At 64.1% G+C, this 15,908-nt stretch carries 15 protein-coding genes; 5 read left to right on the forward strand and 10 right to left on the reverse strand.

Annotated features, from left to right (window positions below; all coding sequences use genetic code 11):
• Positions 1 to 80 precede the first annotated feature (80 nt).
• The 5 genes from NOF55_RS17035 to NOF55_RS17055 are packed head-to-tail and all read left to right on the forward strand — an operon-like array spanning position 81 to position 6,457.
• A complete protein-coding gene (locus tag NOF55_RS17035) occupies positions 81 to 1,442 on the forward strand; it encodes an ABC transporter substrate-binding protein (protein WP_306409897.1) in 1,362 nt (453 codons plus the stop codon).
• Between the two features lie 57 nt (positions 1,443 to 1,499).
• On the forward strand, positions 1,500 to 2,510 hold the full coding sequence (locus NOF55_RS17040) for a carbohydrate ABC transporter permease (protein WP_306409896.1): 1,011 nt from the start codon (positions 1,500 to 1,502) through the stop codon (positions 2,508 to 2,510).
• Between the two features lies 1 nt (position 2,511).
• A complete protein-coding gene (locus NOF55_RS17045; RefSeq protein WP_306409895.1) occupies positions 2,512 to 3,666 on the forward strand; it encodes a carbohydrate ABC transporter permease in 1,155 nt (384 codons plus the stop codon).
• A gap of 27 nt (positions 3,667 to 3,693) precedes the next feature.
• On the forward strand, positions 3,694 to 5,343 hold the full coding sequence (gene bglA, locus NOF55_RS17050) for a beta-galactosidase BglA (protein ID WP_306409894.1): 1,650 nt from the start codon (positions 3,694 to 3,696) through the stop codon (positions 5,341 to 5,343).
• A gap of 19 nt (positions 5,344 to 5,362) precedes the next feature.
• Complete coding sequence (locus NOF55_RS17055) at positions 5,363 to 6,457, forward strand: ABC transporter ATP-binding protein (protein ID WP_306409893.1); 1,095 nt, start codon at positions 5,363 to 5,365, stop codon at positions 6,455 to 6,457.
• Between the two features lie 234 nt (positions 6,458 to 6,691).
• Here the strand turns inward: NOF55_RS17055 and folD are convergent, their stop codons facing one another.
• From folD to fliQ, 10 genes are all read right to left on the reverse strand, one after another.
• Positions 6,692 to 7,591, reverse strand: coding sequence for a bifunctional methylenetetrahydrofolate dehydrogenase/methenyltetrahydrofolate cyclohydrolase FolD (folD, locus tag NOF55_RS17060; protein ID WP_306409892.1), 900 nt, complete (start codon positions 7,589 to 7,591; stop codon positions 6,692 to 6,694).
• Between the two features lie 81 nt (positions 7,592 to 7,672).
• The gene (locus NOF55_RS17065) at positions 7,673 to 9,214 is read right to left on the reverse strand and encodes a GumC domain-containing protein (protein WP_306409891.1); all 1,542 of its coding nucleotides are present in this window, start codon (positions 9,212 to 9,214) and stop codon (positions 7,673 to 7,675) included.
• Between the two features lie 205 nt (positions 9,215 to 9,419).
• Complete coding sequence (locus tag NOF55_RS17070; protein ID WP_306409890.1) at positions 9,420 to 10,301, reverse strand: WecB/TagA/CpsF family glycosyltransferase; 882 nt, start codon at positions 10,299 to 10,301, stop codon at positions 9,420 to 9,422.
• A 212-nt stretch (positions 10,302 to 10,513) separates the two neighbouring features.
• Positions 10,514 to 11,044: a hypothetical protein gene (locus tag NOF55_RS17075; protein WP_306409889.1), complete on the reverse strand. Its 531-nt coding sequence runs from the start codon at positions 11,042 to 11,044 to the stop codon at positions 10,514 to 10,516.
• Positions 11,044 to 11,409, reverse strand: coding sequence for a hypothetical protein (locus NOF55_RS17080; protein ID WP_306409888.1), 366 nt, complete (start codon positions 11,407 to 11,409; stop codon positions 11,044 to 11,046). Before NOF55_RS17080 ends, NOF55_RS17075 begins: the two co-directional genes overlap by 1 nt.
• A 109-nt stretch (positions 11,410 to 11,518) precedes the next feature.
• A complete protein-coding gene (locus NOF55_RS17085; RefSeq protein ID WP_306409887.1) occupies positions 11,519 to 12,079 on the reverse strand; it encodes a rod-binding protein in 561 nt (186 codons plus the stop codon).
• A 123-nt stretch (positions 12,080 to 12,202) separates the two neighbouring features.
• Complete coding sequence (locus tag NOF55_RS17090; RefSeq protein WP_306409886.1) at positions 12,203 to 12,622, reverse strand: hypothetical protein; 420 nt, start codon at positions 12,620 to 12,622, stop codon at positions 12,203 to 12,205.
• A gap of 12 nt (positions 12,623 to 12,634) precedes the next feature.
• Positions 12,635 to 13,390, reverse strand: a complete 756-nt coding sequence (fliR, locus tag NOF55_RS17095; RefSeq protein WP_306409885.1) for a flagellar biosynthetic protein FliR — start codon at positions 13,388 to 13,390, stop codon at positions 12,635 to 12,637.
• Positions 13,387 to 15,474: a flagellar biosynthesis protein FlhA gene (gene flhA / locus NOF55_RS17100; protein WP_306409884.1), complete on the reverse strand. Its 2,088-nt coding sequence runs from the start codon at positions 15,472 to 15,474 to the stop codon at positions 13,387 to 13,389. Before flhA ends, fliR begins: the two co-directional genes overlap by 4 nt.
• Positions 15,475 to 15,610: 136 nt before the next feature.
• The gene (gene fliQ, locus NOF55_RS17105; protein ID WP_306409883.1) at positions 15,611 to 15,877 is read right to left on the reverse strand and encodes a flagellar biosynthesis protein FliQ; all 267 of its coding nucleotides are present in this window, start codon (positions 15,875 to 15,877) and stop codon (positions 15,611 to 15,613) included.
• Between the last annotated feature and the right edge of the window lie 31 nt (positions 15,878 to 15,908).

The raw sequence follows: 15,908 nt of genomic DNA on the forward strand, positions 1-15,908 counted from the left end.
AAGCGCTTTGAGAGGGAGCCGGGCGTACACGATTTCGACTGTGGTTTCGGTACAGCACGAATGACGGGGAGGTCATCCTGATGAAGTTTCACCTGAAGGCGGGAGTTGCGGCGCTCGCCCTGCTCGCGATGCCGGCTGCGGCGGCCGAGCTGAAGTTCACGCCGGGCGAGGACCAGCGGCTGAACTGGGCAAGCTACGAGGCGTTCAAGCAGGCCCATGCCGACCTGAAGGGCCAGACGCTGACCATCTTCGGCCCCTGGCGCGGCGACGACGAGGCGCTGTTCCGCACGGTTCTTGCCTATTTTTCCGATGCGACGGGCATCGACGTGCGCTATTCCTCCTCCGAAAACTACGAGCAGCAGATCGTCATCGACACACAGGCCGGCTCGCCGCCGGATATCGCCATCCTGCCGCAGCCGGGCCTTTACGCCGACCTTGCCGCCAAGGGTTTCCTCGTGCCGCTCGGACAGGACGTGGCCGACTGGGTGAAGGAAAACTACGGCGCCGGCGAAAGCTGGGTGAACTACGGCACCTACAAGGGCCGGGACGGCGTCGAGGCCTATTTCGCCTTCCCGTTCAAGGCCGACCTCAAGTCGATGGTCTGGTACGTGCCGGAAAATTTCGAGGAAGCCGGCTATGAAATCCCCGAAACAATGGAAGACCTGTTCAAGCTGAGCGACCGGATCGTCGCCGATGGCGGCACCCCCTGGTGCATCGGCCTCGGCTCCGGCGGCGCGACGGGCTGGCCGGCGACCGACTGGGTGGAGGACATCCTGCTGCGCCAGCAGCCTCCGGAGGTCTACGACCAGTGGGTTTCCAACGAGATCAAGTTCAACGCGCCGGAAATCGTCGCCGCCATCGAGGAATTCGGCAAGTTCGCCAAGAACAGCAAATATGTGGACGGCGGCGTCGCAGCCGTGGCCTCGACCGACTTCCGCGACAGCCCGAAGGGCCTGTTCACCATTCCGCCGAAATGCTACCTGCACCGACAGGCGTCCTTCGTCCCCTCCTTCTTCCCGGAAGGTGTCGAGCTGGGAACGGATGTCGACTTCTTCTACCTGCCGCCCTATGCGTCCAAGGCCGACCTCGGCAAACCGGTTCTCGGCGCGGGCACGCTGGTTTCCATAACCCGCGACACCCGGCCCGCACGCGCCTTCATCGACTTCCTGAAGACCCCGATCGCCCATGAAGTGTGGATGGCGCAGTCGAGCTTCCTGACGCCCTACAAGGCGGCGAAACCGGAAGCCTACGCCAACGAACAGATGCGCCGGCAGGGCGAGATCCTGACGACGGCCACTACCTTCCGCTTCGACGGTTCCGACCTGATGCCCGGCCAGATCGGCGCCGGCGCCTTCTGGACCGGCATGGTCGATTTCGTCGGCGGCAAATCGGCGGAGCAGGCCGCAACGGAAATTCAGAACGCCTGGGACGGACTGAACTAAGCTTCAGGGCAAGCGGGCGGTGCAAGCCCGCCCGTTCACGAACGGAGAGGGAGGGACATGGCAGGACAGATCGTTTCGGCCATCGGCATCATGATCGCGGGCGTTTTCGCCTGCGCCGCCTACTACTGGCTGTCCGACCGGCTGCTGAACGCGGCGCTGCCGGTGCGCGGCCGCGACATCATGACGGCATCGCGCAACCTCAACCGCCGGGCCGTCGTCCGGCCCTGGCTGTTCCTGGGGCCGGCCCTCGTCCTGCTCGCGGTCTATCTGGTCTATCCGGTGATCGCCACCGTCATACTGTCCTTCTACGACCGCACCGGGACGAGTTTCGTCGGCCTCGACAACTATCGCTGGGCCGTCTTCGACCGCGAGTTCCGCCGCTCCATCCTCAACAACGTGCTGTGGCTGGCCGTCGTGCCCGCCGCCTGCACCTTCCTCGGCCTCGTCATTGCCGTCCTGACCGACCGCATCTGGTGGGGCAACATCGCCAAGTCCATCGTCTTCATGCCGATGGCGATCTCCTTCGTCGGCGCGTCGGTGATCTGGAAATTCATCTACGAATATCGCGGCTCCGGCACGCAGATCGGCCTTCTCAACGCCGTCGTGACGTGGTTCGGCGGCGACCCGCAGGTGTGGATCGCCCTGCCCTTCTGGAACAACTTCTTCCTGATGGCCATTCTCGTCTGGATCCAGACCGGCTTCGCGATGGTCATCCTGTCGGCGGCGCTGCGCGGCATTCCGGAAGAGACCGTCGAGGCGGCCGTCATCGACGGGGCCAGCGGCTGGCAGATCTTCTGGAAGATCATGGTGCCGCAGATATGGGGGACGATCGCGGTCGTCTGGACGACGATCACCATTCTCGTCCTCAAGGTCTTCGATATCGTCCTGACCATGACCAACGGCCAGTGGGACACGATGGTTCTCGCCAACCTGATGTTCAACTGGATGTTCCGCGGCGGCGGCGATTCCGGCCGCGCGGCGGTGATCGCGCTGATCATCATGGCCGCCGTGACGCCGATCATGATCTGGAACATCCGCCAGGCGAACCGCGAGAACGGAGGCCATTGACATGGACATCGCACAATCCCTGCGCCGCACCGGCTTTCCCCGCCTGTTCGTGCATTTCGCCGTGCTTGTCATCGTGCTGCTCTGGCTCCTGCCGACGCTCGGCATTCTCGTCAGCTCCCTGCGCGACAAGGACCAGATTACCGTTTCGGGATGGTGGACCGCCTTTGCGGGCGCGACCCAGACCGAGGCCGTGCGCCTTGCCGAACCCTCCGCGCAGCGGCAGGACGGCACCGGCTACGTGATCTCCGGAACGCTGGTCGAGGGCGACAAGACGGTTTCCGCCTTCGGCACGCGGGTTCTGGAGCCCGGCGCCTTTCCGGCCGGCGAAACGGTCGACGTGGGCGACGGCGAAACGCTGACCGTCCATGCCGACGGCACCTACGAATACCGCAAGCCGACGAGTTTCGACGGCGAGCGCGGCAGGCGCGTCTACCTGACGGTGGTGACGCCGCCCGCCTTCACGTTCGACAATTACCGCACGGTGCTGAACGCCGAGGGCATCGGCAACGCCTTCGTCAACTCGCTGACCGTGACCATCCCGGCGACGGTCATCCCGATCCTGATCGCGGCCTTCGCCGCCTATGCGCTGGCGTGGATGGAGTTTCCGGGCCGGGCGATCCTGATCGCCGTCGTCGTCGGCCTCATCGTCGTGCCGCTGCAAATGTCGCTCATACCGCTGTTGCGGATGTATAACGGCATCGGCATGCTGTTCGGCGTGCCGTCGAAAACCTATGCCGGGATCTGGCTGGCGCACACCGCCTTCGGCATGCCGCTCGCCATCTACCTGCTGCGCAACTACATTGCCGGCCTGCCGAAGGAAATCATCGAATCGGCCCGCGTCGACGGCGCGTCCGACTTCGAGATCTTCGTCAGGATCGTGCTGCCGCTATCCTTCCCGGCGCTCGCGTCCTTCTCCATCTTCCAGTTCCTCTGGGTGTGGAACGACCTGCTCGTGGCGATGGTCTTCCTCGGCACATCCGGGGACCAGCTCGTGCTGACCGGGGCGCTGAACGCGCTGCTCGGCTCGCGCGGCGGCAACTGGGAAATCCTGACGGCCTCCGCCTTCATCACCATCATCGTCCCGCTCCTCGTCTTCTTCGCCTTGCAGCGCTACCTCGTGCGCGGCCTGCTGGCGGGGTCGGTCAAGGGCGGCTGAGAACATCATCAGGAACAGGAAAATCGCATGACCTCTTCTTCCATTCTGACTGCGGACAAGGACTGGTGGCGCGGCGCGGTGATCTACCAGATCTATCCGCGCTCGTTCCAGGATTCGAACAGCGACGGCATCGGCGATCTCAAGGGCATCACCTCGCGCCTGCCCCACGTCGCCGAACTGGGCGCGGACGCGATCTGGATCTCGCCGTTCTTCACCTCGCCCATGCGCGATTTCGGCTATGACGTCTCCAATTACTGCGACGTCGATCCGATCTTCGGCACGCTTGCCGATTTCGACGACCTGGTCGCCGAAGCCCACCGGCTCGGCATCCGCGTCATGATCGATCTGGTCATATCGCACACGTCCAGCGACCATCCGTGGTTTCAGGAAAGCCGCAAGGACCGCGACAATGCCCGCGCCGACTGGTATGTCTGGGCCGATCCGAAGCCGGACGGCACGCCGCCGACCAACTGGCTTTCCATCTTCGGCGGCTCGGCATGGCAATGGAACCCGGATCGCATGCAGTATTACCTGCACAACTTCCTGACGTCGCAGCCGGACCTCAACCTGCATAACCCGAAAGTTCAGGACGCGCTTCTCGACGCGACCCGCTTCTGGCTGGAGCGCGGCGTCGACGGCTTCCGCCTCGACACGATCAACTTCTACTTCCACGACCAGCAGCTTCGCGACAACCCGGCGCTGGAGCCGGAACGGCGCAACGCCAACACGGCGCCGGCGGTGAACCCCTATAACTTCCAGGAGCATCTCTACGACAAGAACCGGCCGGAGAACCTCGAATTCCTGAAACGCTTCCGCGCCGTACTCGACGAGTTTCCGGCGATCGCCGCCGTGGGCGAAGTGGGCGACAGCCAGCGCGGCCTCGAGATCGTCGGCGAATACACCTCCGGCGGCGACAAGATGCACATGTGCTACGCCTTCGAATTCCTCGCCCCCGAGCGCCCGACACCGGTTTCGGTGGCGGAGGTGCTGCACGCCTTCGCCGCCGCCGCGCCGGAAGGCTGGGCCTGCTGGGCCTTCTCCAACCACGACGTCATGCGCCATGTCTCGCGCTGGGGCGACGGCGTCGAGGATATCGACGGCTTCGCCAAGCTCTTCGCCTCGCTGCTGATGAGCCTGCGCGGCTCGGTCTGCATCTACGAGGGCGAGGAACTGGCGCTGCCGGAAGCCGACCTCGCCTTCGAAGACCTTCAGGACCCCTACGGCATCGAATTCTGGCCGGCCTTCAAGGGACGCGACGGAAGCCGCACGCCGATGGTCTGGGAATCGGGCAGCCTGAACGGCGGCTTCTCCTCGGCTCCCAAACCCTGGCTCCCGGTGCCGGTCGAGCACCTCTCGCGCTCGGTCGACACCCAGAAGGGCACGCAAGGATCGGTTCTGGAGCACTACCGGACGTTCCTCGCCTTCCGCAAGCAGCACCCCGCCCTTGTCAAGGGCGACATCCGCTTCCTGCCGGTAACGGACAACGTGCTCGGCTTCACCCGCACGCATGACGGCGAAAAGCTGCTCTGCCTGTTCAACATGGGCGAGACGACGGCGCGCCTTCCGCTGCCGCCGGGCGACTGGACGGTTCTCGACGACCACGGTCTGGCGGGCAACCTCGAAGGCGGCACGGTCGAGCTTCCGGCGTGGGGCGGCTTCTTCGCCCGGCATGTATAAGAAAGACAGGGAGGCTCTCATGACCGGGCTGGTGCTCAAGGATATCCGCAAGTCCTACGGACCCGTGAAGGTGCTTCACGGCATAGACCTTCAGATCGAAAAGGGCGAGTTCGTCGTCTTCGTCGGGCCGTCCGGCTGCGGCAAGTCCACGCTTCTGCGCATGATCGCCGGGCTGGAAGGCATCACCGCCGGCGAGATGCAGATCGAGGGCCAACGCGTCAACGACGTGCCGCCGTCCAAGCGCGGCATCGCGATGGTGTTCCAGTCCTATGCGCTCTACCCGCATATGACGGTCTACGACAACATGGCGTTCGGAATGCGGATCGCCGGCGAGGACAAGGCCGAAATCGACCGCCGCGTCCGCTCCGCCGCCGAGAAGCTTCAGCTCGAACCCTATCTCGACCGCCTGCCGAAGGCCCTTTCCGGCGGCCAGCGCCAGCGCGTGGCCATCGGCCGAGCCATCTGCCGCAATCCGAAGGTCTTCCTGTTCGACGAGCCGCTCTCCAACCTCGACGCGGCGCTGCGCGTCGCCACGCGCATCGAGATCGCGAGACTGAACGAATCCATGCCCGATACGACGATGATCTACGTGACGCACGATCAGGTCGAGGCCATGACGCTTGCCGACCGCATCGTGGTGCTTTCGGCCGGCCGTGTCGAGCAGGTCGGCGCGCCGCTCGAACTCTACGAGCACCCGGCGAACCTGTTCGTGGCGAAGTTCATCGGCTCGCCGGCCATGAACATCGTGCCCACTACGATTGTCGAAGCCGGGCCGACGACCACGGTCTCGCTCGGCGGCGACCGCAACATATCGCTGGATATTGCCACCCCGCCGGACCACAAGGGCCGGAAAGCCAGTTTCGGCGTCCGGCCGGAAGACCTCCGCATCGCAACCGAGGGCGAGCACGCGCTGTTCTCCGGCACGATCGGCATCGTCGAGGCGCTGGGCGAGGTGACGCTGCTGCATCTGGAGGAACTGTCGGGAGAGGATCCGGTCGTCGTCAAGCTTCCCGGCATCGTGCGCGACGTGCGCGGCAAGACGCTCACCTTCACCGCCGACGCAGGCAAGCTGCATCTCTTCGACGCCGACGGACACAGCTATCGCAAGGCATGACTTCCTCCCAAGACATGCCCCTTGCGACGAGCGGCCCTTCGGGGCCGCTCAGCGTATTGACACCCCTCTCCTTCGTCACCCTCGGGCTCGACCCGAGGGTCCACGCCGCACGTAGCGCGGTGGATGGTCGGGTCCAGGCCCGACCACGACGAAAGAGAGCGATACGCCCTTTGTCAGTCGTCCGAGCGGCCCTTCGGGGCCGCTCATTCTTCATGCGCCGCAGCCTTCGGCCTGTCAGAAGCGGGGCCGCGGGCGCCCGAGGATCAGATGGGCCGCGATGACGGTGTTCGCCATGAGCATGGCGATGGTCATCGGGCCGACGCCGCCCGGAACCGGCGTGATCGCACCGGCGATCTCGGCAACCTCGGCATAGGCCACGTCGCCGATGAGCCTGGTCTTGCCCTCGCCCTTGTCGGGCGCCGGAACCCGGTTGATGCCGACATCGATCACCGTCGCGCCGGGCTTCACCCAATCCGCCTTCACCATGTGAGGACGCCCGACCGCGGCCACCAGAATGTCGGCGGTGCGGCAGATCGCAGCCAGATCCCTGGTACGCGAATGGGCCATCGTCACCGTGGCATTGGCGTTGAGAAGCAATTGCCCCATCGGCTTGCCGAACAGGTTCGAGCGGCCGATGACGACTGCATTGAGGCCGGAGAGATCGGCGCCGTGGATCGTGCGCACGAGCAGCATCGACCCGGCGGGCGTGCAGGAGAGAAGCCCCGTTTCCAGATCGCCGGTGGCGAGCTTGCCGGCGTTGACGACATGGAGGCCGTCCACGTCCTTTTCCGGCAGGATGGACTGGATGACCGGTTCGGAATCGAGATGCTTCGGCAGCGGCAGTTGCACGAGAATGCCGTGGATCGCGGGATCGGCATTGAGTTCGCCGACCAGCTTGAGGAGCGCTTCCTGCGTCGTTTCCACCGGCAGCGTATGCTGGACGGAGTGGAAGCCGCACTGCTTGGCCATGCGACCCTTCGAGGCGACATAGGCATGGCTGGCCGGATCGTCGCCCACGATGACAACCGCAAGACCGGGGCGAATGCCGGTCTCCTGTTCGAGAGCCGTTGCGGAAGCGGTTACTGCCTCGATGACGGAGGCCGAGATTGTCTTGCCGTCGATTACCGTGGTCATGGGCGTTTCTCCTGACTGGGGCCTTTCAATCCTTCCGGGCTATGGTCCCAAACAGCGGAGAATGCAAGACTTTTCGGCACGTCAGAAGCGAGAGGACGACCTGCCCGCCTGATAGGCTCTCACGCGGTGCTTCAGGGCCTCCATGCGGCGGCGGATCGCCTCGATCTCGGCCTCGCGGCCGGTCAGCGGATCCGGCATCGCCTCGTGCCGGTCCATTTCGGCGCTGCGCCGCAGAACCGCGCGCAAACGCTCGGCCAGCGGCATATCGTCGTTCTGAGCCGGCGGCGGTCCCCACGCGCCATCCCCACCGTCTTCCTCGTCGTCGTAGCCGTATTCGTCGTCCGGGCGGTGCCGGGGCGCAGGATGGGGTTCCGCGCTCTGCCGAACCTCCGCAGGCTCAACGTCCGCATCATCCGTCCGGCGGCGGGCGGAAAGACAGAGCCAGCCGAAGGCTATCAGAAGGCCGGTTGCCGCGCCGGCAAGGGAAACCATGAGCGGCGAGACGCCGTTGACGATCACGGTTTGCGCATGGGCCGGCGCCAGGATGCGGGCCGGCACCGGTGACGGCGATGTGCGGCTGGCGTCGAGCTTGTCGAGATAGCCGGCACGCAGGCGGTCGGCCTCGCCCTTCAGGGCCTCGAGCTTTTCGAGGTCCTGACCGTTTTCCGCCGGGCCGCTTTCCAGCCGCTGTCTTTCGGCTTTCGCCTGGTCGAGCGCCCGGCTGGCCGCCTGCACCTTTTCCTTGTAGCCCGCCTCCAGCTTGCCCAGCGCATCGCGAAAACGATTGCGGGCGTCGTCCGCTGCACCGCGGGCGGCGAGAAGCCGGGGATGGCGTGGCCCGAGGTCGACCGCGAGGCGCTCGTAATCGAGCTTGGCCGCGATATATTTCTGGCGGGCGTCGTCGAAACCCGGTGCGTCGATCCCCAGATCGGATGCCGCGGGAGCGTCGTCCGAAACCTTCAGCGCGCCGATACGGGTGCTTTCGTCCTTCAGGGCCGCGAGCATCGCCTCGCGGCTGGCAATATCGGCATCGTGCCCGGCGATCTCGGCGGCAAGGCGGGCGGCGGCATCCAGATCGCCGGTGCTTTTGGTTGCCACATGGTCGGCCAGCGCCTGCTCCGCGTCTTCGGCGGCCTTGCGGGCGGCGGTCAATCCATAGGTTTTCTCGACCGCCTGCCCGGCCGCCAGGGACAGGCTCTCCTCGGCGAACGCATTGGCGATCCGCTCGGACAGAACCGGGCTCGGCGTGGTCACGGCCAGCGACAGCCGGCCCGCCGAACGATCGGGCATGACGGAGAGCGAACCGGCAAGCGTCCGTTGCAGCGCGTCGTCCGGGTTCGAGACCGTCTTTTCGGTTCCAGCCAGAAGATCGGCGGCGACGGCAAGCATTCCGGGCGCCCCAGCGGCCAGCAGCGGTTCGCGCGACAGATCGAGCGACACGGCGACGCGATCGAGGCTCGCATCGCTCTTCAGGCCGGACGCCAGCGCATCGACGGCCTCGCTTGCATCAATGCCGACCACTGCGGTCGATGTGAAGGAACGGGGAAACATTTCGCCGAACGTGAAGGGAAGCGAAGCACCGCCGAGGGCCGCCGATGCCAGGAAGAGCAGGGAGAAAGCCATGCTTCTTTCCCGGCGCGGCTTGCGGTTGCCGTTGGCCGTTTCGAACGTCCGGACATCGTCGCGGGCGATCTCTCGATCGGGAAAGCCGCGATCGCGCCGTCTGCCTTGTTCCGCGGGGTCATACATATCTGCCGCCTGGGTCTGGTCGTCGGGCGTGCCGACGGTCATGGTTAACCCAGTTTAAATTTTCATGGCAAATATTTGGTTAACGCGCAGCGCCCCTCTGCTTGCCCACGGCCATGTCGAGCGGGGGTCGTTCCGGCTTGCTCTTCTCCGTCGGCTTCAGCAGAGGCTCGGCAAGTCGCATGTAGGACGGCAGCGCCCGCTTGCCGAAGCGGAAGCGCAGGAGATGAAAGAAGAAGATCGGGATGCCCACGAGATAGCGGCCCGCCAGACGGCGCGGCTCGTTCCAGAAGCGATAGGCCCATTCCAGCCGCAGGCTGCGCAACAGGTGCGAGGCGCGCGGCACCCTGCCGGACACGAAATCGAACAGCGCGCCGCCTGTCATCACCAGCCTGGCGTGTTCGGGACGGATATATCTGGCGACCCAGCGCTCCTGGCGCGGGGTTCCCATGCAGACGACCAGCACGTCCAGCCCGAGCGTTTCGATCTTCTCGATCACCTTCAGGCTCTTCTCGTGGTCGAGATAGCCGTCGCTGACGGGGATGAACGTGTGCCAGGGACAGCGGCGCCGGAATGCGCCGGCCGCGTCCTCCAGCACTTCCGGCGTCGCGCCGACCAGGCCGATCCGCTTTCCGGCCGACATGTAGGTCATGAGTGCGGGGATGAAATCCGTGCCGTTGAGATTGGCCGGAAACGGTTCGCCATGCAGCAGGGCGGAGGCGATATCGAGACCGAAGCCGTCCGGGAAAACGAGTTGGTTCTGCAACAGCTCGTGATAGTCCTCGAACTTCATCATCAGGTTGGCGTTATGCGCATTGAGAAACGCGATGACCGTCTGGCCCGTCGGCACATTGGCAAGCTGGTTCGTGAAGGCCAGCGCGCTATCCCAGTCGAGATCGCACACCGGAACGTCGAGAACCGCCCTTTTCGATGCCAGAATCCCGAAATTGACCGCGATGTTCATGCCCCCCTCCCTTATCCGGCCAGTCGAATGCTGGCATTTGCGAAGGCTATGAAGCGGTCTACCGCGGCGTCTGTCTCACACGGCTTAAATCAAACGCTAAAATGCAACCTATCGGTCGATTTGACCCCCGGTGGAAATGACGCAGACGCGCACTCCGGGCGGGGAGATACGCGTCTGCGGCCGTCTTGCGACGGATCGGGATAAGGGGGATATCAGTGGCCGGCGGGGGCCGGGTCGGCGACCGCTTCGCCCGGCGTGATCTGCAAGCCCGGGCGGACGGACCGCTGCGCATTGGTGTTGATGCGGATGTCGTCCTTCGACAGGTAGTCGAGCTGCTCGACCAGCACGTCCGACACGATACCGTCACCGAAACGGTCGTTCAGACCGTCCTTGATGCGGCTCTTGAAGGCAGCGAGGTCGAAACGCTCGACATGCGCCACGTCGACGACCGGGTTGCCGACAAGCAGCGTGAACAGGCTGTCCGTGACCAGTTCCTTCATCGGCAGTTTCGTTTCACCGATCTTGGCCTTGTCGACGATGAGGGAAACGCGGCTCAGGAAATATCCCTGAACGGAACCGTCCGCAATCAGCGGGATGGTGGTCGTCTCGCCCCGGAGCAGCTCGGTGTCGATCCTCGGCCCCGTGTCGCCCTGAACCGGCGCCGTCGCCTGCCCGATCGAGAACCAGACGGCCCCGAGCGTCACAAGGCAAACCCAAATGCCTGTCAGAAGGAGCTTCAGCATCACATCTCGCTATGACGGAACTGTTCCTGAGAGTAGGTGCCGTCGCCGTCGGCCGACTGCTCGGCATTCTTCAGCAGATCGGCGACCGCGCGCACGGCGTGCAGATGCGCCTCGACCCGGCGCGCATTGAGAGCGAGCTTGCCCTTCAGTTCGTGCATCTGGCCGATATAGGTCGTCGCCAGTTCCTGCGGGTCCGTATCGCGGAACAACATGGTCAATTCATAAAGGCAACGGCTCTTGTGCGCATTCGAGACCTTGAGGTCGAACTCCGGATCCTTGCCGATGCGCTGGTTCTCGTTGTCGATTATCGCCTCAAGACGACCGAGGACCGTTTTGATGCGATAATCACCGGATACGATTTCCATATGTTGTGCCCTTTTTTTGCTTTTTTCACGGAGTGCCCCGTCAGCACGCCGCCTCGACCCGCCTTTCGGCGGATACGACCTGGCCCGGGAGACGCTTCATGCAGCGCTCTCAGGTATTCTCCGCAACGGATTTTTCATCCTCGCCGACGCCGAGCGTGCGGCGCTGGAAATCCATGACGCTGCCAAGCGCCATCCTGCGGTCATTCTCGTCCGTCGTGGCGTTCGGCGTGCCGTCGCGCATCTGCTCGACCTGCCTGGAGAAAAGCTGTTCGGCAATGCCGATGCCGCCACGCTCCGCAACGGCATTGGCCATCTGCTCGGCCATCATGCTCTTCCAGAACTCGCCGGCAGAGCCCTTGCCGTAGACCTCTTCGCTTTCGGACGGCAGCATGTTCTGGATGAAGGTCGACAGAACACTCGCCTCGAACTTACGGTAGACCTCCGGAACGGCGCTCGCCGATGCCGGATGCGCATTGCCGAGACCCGCCTTGGACGCAGCGCCGTCGACCGTGCCGACCGTGGACGCGAAGCCGGCGCCCGTGCCGGCCAGCAGCGTCGCCTCGGCCCCTGCCGCGCGGCTGCGCAGCTTCTCGCGCGCGGCCTGAATCTCGCTCGGCTCGGCCGCCTTGACCACATCGAGCACGAGATCGCTCGGAGGTGAAATCGCCATATCGCTTTCCTCGCATGGAGCATGCAACGGCGGACCGCCCGGGCCCGCCGGCTGCATGCGCTCAATCGGATTGTACCTCTTCCTGCGGGCCGCAAGGCCCTGTCATGCAGGGTGTGGCAGGCACTATGACGAACGAAGCTTGCTGGAGGCTGGCGTCGAATTCGCCAGCGTCATGTCGAGAAGATCGTAAACGGCCTCGTCCTCGGCAGCACGCTCCTCAAGGCCGCGCGCCTCCTCCATCCGCTCCTCGAGCCGGTCGCCCTTGGTGCGCTCCTTCAGGATTCGCGATTCGTGCGTGCGCTGGAGGTTGGAAAGCTGCTGATCGCGGAACATCAGCCGCGAGAACCGTTCCGAATAATTGCGGGCGAAAGGACGATGCAACTCCGACAGCGACGTGATCGCATCCATCACCATCGTCATCGATTCGCCGACGTCGGCGCGCTGGCGCGTCGTGTCGGCCAGATCGTTCTCGGCGATCTTCTCAAGATGGCGCTGCACCGCCACGAGGCGTTTCAGCTTGTCGGATTTCCTGTCCTTCGCCATGCGGCCCCTGCCCTACTGCCCGATGAAGACCGGCCCGAAGCCGTCGGCGAAGAGACGCAGCATGGCCGCTATCGCCAGATAGAGAAGGAAAATGCCCGCCATCAGTGAAAACGGCGTCGCGATGAAGTAGATCGGGATCTGCGGCGACAGCTTGTTGATGAGGCCGACGGCGAAGTTGAACATGATGCCGAAGATCAGGAACGGGCTGGCAAGCCGCAGCATGATCATGAAAACCTGGCTGAGCGTATCCGTGAGCGTGATCAGCATCTTCTGGCCGCTGACCAGCGTGCCGACCGGCATGACGTCGTAGGAATCGATCAGCGCCTTCATCACCACCTGGTGGAAATCCAGCAGGAACAGGACCATCAGGCCGGTGAAGGTGATCATGTTGGTCAGGGCGGTTTCCGCCGTCTCTTCCAGAATATCGGTCCCGCCCGGCGACATGAGCATCATGGAGGAGCCGATCACCGCGCCGGTGAACTGGAGGCCGAGGACGTAAAGACGGGCGATCATCCCGAACATGACGCCGATGAGGCTTTCGCTGACGATCAGCACGACATAGGCGCCGGGATCGGCGGCATTGATGCGGGGGTAGACCATATCCCACATCAGCGGGAGGATGGCCATCGTGACCGCCAGCGACACCATGAGGCGGATCATCACCGGAATTCGCGCCGATGCGAAACCCGGCAGCACCATGAAGCAGGAACCGATACGGCAGAAGAGCAGAAAGAGCGCCAGTACCGATCCCTGCGGGTCCGTTATCATGAAATCGATCCGAGTATCTTGATGTCGATCCCCTTCGCCAGTTCCACATGCGACAACACGGGCAGCGTGGAAAACAGTCGCTCGATGATCATGCGCACATAGGAGCGCGTTTCGGGCGACGTGACAAGTACGAAAGGCAGGCCACGATCCATGAATTCACGGATTACCCTGCTCGCCTGCTCGGAAAATTCCTCGAGCTGGCGGGGATCGATATCGAATTCGACGACCTCGCCCTTGGCATCGCGCTTCAGCGCCTGGTGGAAGACGAGATCCCACTTGGAGCCGAGGCGGAGAACACGCAGCGTGCCGTTGTCGGCCAGATCGCCGCAAAGCTGCTGGGCCATGCGCACGCGGACATGCTCGACGATCTGCTCGGTCTTGCGGACGTGGGGCGCCAGTTCCGCCACCGCTTCGAGAATGAGGTGCAGGTTGCGGATCGAGACGCGCTCGGCCAGCAGCAGCTTGAGCACGGCCTGCAAGCCCGAATAGGACATGTGCGAGGTGCAGATCTCATCCGCGAGCTTCTTGTATTCCGGGTCCAGACGCTCGATTAGGATCTTGACGTCCTTGTAGGACAGAAGCTGCGGCAGGTTGTTGCGGATCACCTCGCTGACATGGGTCAGCACCACGGAAACGTTGTCGATGGGGTGGAAGCCCTCGCGCTTCAGGTCCTCCACGAAGGTCTCCATGACCGACACCGCCGGCATGCCGAAGGCGGGTTCGCGGATCTCGTCGCCCGGAACGGACGGCTTGCGGCCCGAGCCGGTCACGACCAGCACCTCGCCGACGCGCAGGACGTTGGAAGCGACCGTCGTGCCGTGGATGCGGATCTGGTACGACTTGTCCGGGATGGCGATATCGTCCGTGACCTTGATTTCGGGAACGACGAAGCCGTATTGCGCCGCGAACTTCTTGCGCATCTTGCCGACGCGGAAGGCGAGTTCCTGATGGGCGCCGAGAAGACGGGTGGAAACCTGCTTGCCGAGCGCCAGCTCGATTTCCGTCGACCGCAGCACGTTCTTGACGCTTTCGCGCTCGGCTTCCTTGTTCTGGACGACCTTCTTTTCTTCCGTTTCGCGCAGGAGCCGGTTGTCGGCCTCGATCTGGCGCGGGATGAACCATGCGCCGAAGGCCATGATCAGGCCGAGGACGGTGAACGGCAGCAGCGGCAGGCCGGGAACGAGCGCCAGGATGAACATCAGCGCCGCGGCGACGGAAAGGGCGCGCGGATAGCCCGAAAGCTGGCTGACCACCGCCTGGTCGGTGGAGCCGCGATTGCCGCCGCGGGAGACCAGAAGGCCGGCGGCGAGCGAGACGATGAGCGCGGGAACCTGCGACACGATGCCGTCGCCGACCGAAAGCTTGACGAACACGTCGGCGGCTTCGCTCACCGGCATGCCGTGGCGGAAGACGCCGATCAGGATGCCGCCGACGATGTTGATGGCGGTGATGATCAGGCCGGCGATGGCGTCGCCGCGCACGAATTTGGAGGCGCCGTCCATCGAACCGAAGAACGAGCTTTCATCTTCAAGCTCGCGGCGGCGGCGCTGCGCTTCCTTCTCGTCGATGATACCGGCGGAAAGGTCGGCGTCGATCGACATCTGCTTGCCGGGAATGGCGTCGAGGGTGAAGCGGGCGCCGACTTCGGCGATACGCGTCGCGCCCTTGGTGATGACGATGAAGTTCACCGTGATCAGGATCAGGAACACGATCAGACCGATCATGAAATCGCCGGACATGACGATGCTGGCAAAGCCGGCGATCACGCCGCCGGCGGCATCGTGCCCCTCATGGCCATGCGAGAGGATGACGCGCGTCGTGGCGATGTTGAGCGCCAGCCGCGTCATCGTCGCGATCAGGAGAACCGTCGGGAAGGACGAGAAATCCAGCGGCTTCTGTATCCACAGCGACACCATCAGGATCAGGACGGAGAAGGCGATCGAAAACGCCAGCCCCATGTCGATCATGATGACCGGAATGGGCAGGAACAGAATACACAGGATGAGAACTATGCCGGCGGCGAAGCCGATGTCACGGCCGTTCGGCACGGCCTTCGGAATGGTGATCGCATCGGTCTGCGCCATCGTTACCCCGTCTCTTCATGAGCGTCAGCGGCGCATGTGGCGCCATTCGGCGACAGGACTAAAGGTTCAAACTTGCGCGAGGATGGCCCGGCGGGACGGAAGACGGGAAAAGCCGGCGCAAACGCCGGCAACGTCTTCAGAAGCCCGATTGGATCCGGGAAAAGAGCATGTTCGTGAAAATGGACATCTGCCCGCCGATCAGCGGCGCCGACACGCCGAGCGCCAGCATGACGGCAATGATCTTCGGGACGAAGGTCAGGGTCATTTCCTGGATCTGGGTGAGCGCCTGAAGGAAGGCGATCACGACCCCCACGACCATAGCGGCCATGACGGCCGGGCCGGATGCAACGAGAATCGTCCAGACCGCGGCCTGGACGATATCGAGGGCGTCTGCTTCATTCATGAGACGACCGCTGCCTCCGAATCATTCAAGG

Source organism: Ectorhizobium quercum, from assembly GCF_026552795.1.
GTDB lineage: Bacteria > Pseudomonadota > Alphaproteobacteria > Rhizobiales > Rhizobiaceae > Ectorhizobium > Ectorhizobium quercum.

Coding starts and splice junctions, on each gene's coding strand:
- NOF55_RS17035 (WP_306409897.1), top strand. CDS start 81: ATGAAGTTTCACCTGAAGGCGGGAGTTGCGGCGCTCGCCCTGCTCGCG.
- NOF55_RS17040 (WP_306409896.1), top strand. CDS start 1,500: ATGGCAGGACAGATCGTTTCGGCCATCGGCATCATGATCGCGGGCGTT.
- NOF55_RS17045 (WP_306409895.1), top strand. CDS start 2,512: ATGGACATCGCACAATCCCTGCGCCGCACCGGCTTTCCCCGCCTGTTC.
- bglA (WP_306409894.1), top strand. CDS start 3,694: ATGACCTCTTCTTCCATTCTGACTGCGGACAAGGACTGGTGGCGCGGC.
- NOF55_RS17055 (WP_306409893.1), top strand. CDS start 5,363: ATGACCGGGCTGGTGCTCAAGGATATCCGCAAGTCCTACGGACCCGTG.
- folD (WP_306409892.1), bottom strand. CDS start 7,591: ATGACCACGGTAATCGACGGCAAGACAATCTCGGCCTCCGTCATCGAG.
- NOF55_RS17065 (WP_306409891.1), bottom strand. CDS start 9,214: ATGGCTTTCTCCCTGCTCTTCCTGGCATCGGCGGCCCTCGGCGGTGCT.
- NOF55_RS17070 (WP_306409890.1), bottom strand. CDS start 10,301: ATGAACATCGCGGTCAATTTCGGGATTCTGGCATCGAAAAGGGCGGTT.
- NOF55_RS17075 (WP_306409889.1), bottom strand. CDS start 11,044: ATGCTGAAGCTCCTTCTGACAGGCATTTGGGTTTGCCTTGTGACGCTC.
- NOF55_RS17080 (WP_306409888.1), bottom strand. CDS start 11,409: ATGGAAATCGTATCCGGTGATTATCGCATCAAAACGGTCCTCGGTCGT.
- NOF55_RS17085 (WP_306409887.1), bottom strand. CDS start 12,079: ATGGCGATTTCACCTCCGAGCGATCTCGTGCTCGATGTGGTCAAGGCG.
- NOF55_RS17090 (WP_306409886.1), bottom strand. CDS start 12,622: ATGGCGAAGGACAGGAAATCCGACAAGCTGAAACGCCTCGTGGCGGTG.
- fliR (WP_306409885.1), bottom strand. CDS start 13,390: ATGATAACGGACCCGCAGGGATCGGTACTGGCGCTCTTTCTGCTCTTC.
- flhA (WP_306409884.1), bottom strand. CDS start 15,474: ATGGCGCAGACCGATGCGATCACCATTCCGAAGGCCGTGCCGAACGGC.
- fliQ (WP_306409883.1), bottom strand. CDS start 15,877: ATGAATGAAGCAGACGCCCTCGATATCGTCCAGGCCGCGGTCTGGACG.